Source organism: Cyanobium sp. NIVA-CYA 375 (assembly GCF_056108345.1).
In genome coordinates this window covers 1-2043 of record NZ_JBSYHW010000168.1, presented here as the reverse complement: position 1 = coordinate 2043, position 2043 = coordinate 1, and the positions used below count along the sequence as shown (strand labels likewise).

Annotated in this window: 4 protein-coding genes; 1 reads left to right on the top strand and 3 read right to left on the bottom strand. The window is 64.3% G+C overall.

All coding sequences use genetic code 11. The annotated features are described in order from the left end of the window. A partial coding sequence (locus AC01FP_RS17175) for a hypothetical protein (protein WP_474481914.1) occupies positions 1–311 on the top strand: 311 nt, incomplete at its 5' end. 94 nt (positions 312–405) lie between these two features. Here the strand turns inward: AC01FP_RS17175 and AC01FP_RS17170 are convergent. The 3 genes from AC01FP_RS17170 to AC01FP_RS17160 form a co-directional block, all read right to left on the bottom strand. Beyond that, positions 406–726, bottom strand: a complete 321-nt coding sequence (locus AC01FP_RS17170; protein ID WP_474481912.1) for a hypothetical protein — start codon at positions 724–726, stop codon at positions 406–408. A 13-nt stretch (positions 727–739) separates the two neighbouring features. Further along, positions 740–991: a DUF2811 domain-containing protein gene (locus AC01FP_RS17165; protein ID WP_474481910.1), complete on the bottom strand. Its 252-nt coding sequence runs from the start codon at positions 989–991 to the stop codon at positions 740–742. A gap of 398 nt (positions 992–1389) precedes the next feature. Continuing rightward, positions 1390–2043 (bottom strand): DUF4912 domain-containing protein (locus AC01FP_RS17160; protein WP_474481908.1); only part of this gene is annotated, 654 nt, incomplete at its 5' end.

Genomic DNA, 2043 nt, shown 5'->3' with positions numbered 1-2043 from the left:
TACTGCCGCTCAACCTGCTGCGCGACCACTCGCCCTTGTTCCTGCTTACCTGGACGGTGATGCATCCGATCGATCCGAACGTCCCCCCCTCAGACCGCCCAGATCTCCGCAAACCCCAGCCCCAGCCCTTTCGTCCAGCTCGATTCGTTCAGCTGGCTGATACCCACCCACTACTTAGCCGCTCCCTCCCAGCGATCCTGCCTGATGTCCACTGCTCGCTGCTGCGCATCCAATCCCCAGATCGGCTGCGGAAGCAGACCAAGCAGATCGGGCAGGCCTGCTCAACGGGAATGGTGGCCATGGCGGTGTGACAAGCAGGACGCGACCACCGCGCCCCGTTCAGCGGGGCAACCTGCGGAGCGCCTGCTGCTGCTGCCAACGCCAGAGAGGGCAGCCTTCTGGGTCTCAGCCCAACGGCCTGATCTGCAGGATCGCCGCGCCCAGCTCGAAGCGATTGAGACTGGGCCACCAGCGGAAGGGCAGGAGCTGGTTGTCCTGCAGCACAATCCCGTTCACCCGCTGGGAAACGCTGTCCCAGCGCCAGTCCACCAGGGCCGCTCCAGCAGCAGCGTGCAGCGGCAGGAGCTGCTCCAGTCTCCGGCGCAGGAAGGAAGGCCGCAACCGGTCGCAGCACTGCCCCACCAACTGGTACTGGTTACTGCCTTGCTGCTGGCTGCGTCGCCGCCGGATGCGCGTGCCGGCCAGGCCTGCTATTGAAATCACCACGTCGCCAGCTCCATCAGATGCGTGAGATCGGCCGCGCCGCAGTAGCCGGATCGCGCTGGAACAAACCGTCGAGGTAGTGGCGGCTGACGGCCCGGTCCTTGCAGCCGTGCTGGAACAGGAAGCCTGCAAGCGCTGCCTGCAGCAGGCGGTACTGGTCCCAGTTGGGATGGCTGCCGATGAATTCCCGCATCGCCTGGTGCAAATCCTCCGGGAACTCATTGACGACGCTCACGTGGACCGGGAGATGGACTGGGATCTGGCTCATGCGTTCGTCAAGTTGACGACTTCATCAATCCACGGCCAGGGCGCTTCCGTCAAAGCGGCGGAATGACTGCGCGATTAGTGCGTCTTACTACTGGAATCAAAGGCTGGTGCAGCTTTTCGGCCGGTGTTGGGCTGCTTGTTCTCGCAGCAAGCCGCCGCCTGGAGCTCGGTCAAGGGGGATAGAGGTTTTCCCCACGACCAGTGGCACTGGAGGCGTCGATGGCTGGGTCTCAGCCGGACAACCTGTGGAAAAGTCCTTGTTTATGGTGGGAAAACGCTGATTTCCGGGGAAAACGCAATCGCTCAGCAGTGCTGATGGATGGCCTTTTCTGCTGCAGCAATCCCTATTGCCTGCCCGGTTAAGCCGCCGCGGTTGCCGCTGGATATGAGCCGCTCAGCTCAGAACCACTCCACTTGCGCTTCTCCCTTGCTGTTTACCTGCGCTTCTGGGGTGCTGCGCTGGAACTCCAGCCGGACCCAGCGCTCCTGCTCGCCATCGGCGGCCACCGACCGGATCGGATACACCTGCTGGCCATCGCGGAAGGGCACCTGCACCCGGAAGGTGCCATCACTGCTCAGCGGCACTGGCGCATCACCGATGAACAGGCTGGCGCTGGGATCGGTCGCCCCATAAACAATCAGCTCGGCATCAGCTACCAGCCAAAAAGAGCGTGGCTGGGCCAGGCCACGGCCCGATTCACTGCGGCCACTGGCCCACAAACCCGCGCCAGACGCGGAGCTAAGCCACTGATCCCCCAGTTGCCCAGCGCTCCCCTGCTCATGCCACACCTCCGACCCCAAGCGCCGGCGGCTCGGACTAGCAGCAGTGGACTGGCGGTACATGAGCTCGTGCTCCACACCGCCGCTGCTCTCGCTCTGCGCAGGCTGCAGGCTGGAGAGCAGTGCCGGCAGCACATCGAGGCAGAAAGGCACGAACAGGTCGGCCACCACCTCGCTCGGCCCGCTGGCCGGCATCCGCGCCACCGAGGAGAAGGCCAGATGCAACCAGCCACCGGAGGGCAGGCGATAGCCCAGTTCCACGCGGTAGTCGCG

Bases quoted from the DNA above. Each gene is read 5' to 3' on its own strand.
- AC01FP_RS17165 (WP_474481910.1), bottom strand. From the start codon at position 991: ATGAGCCAGATCCCAGTCCATCTCCCGGTCCACGTGAGCGTCGTCAAT.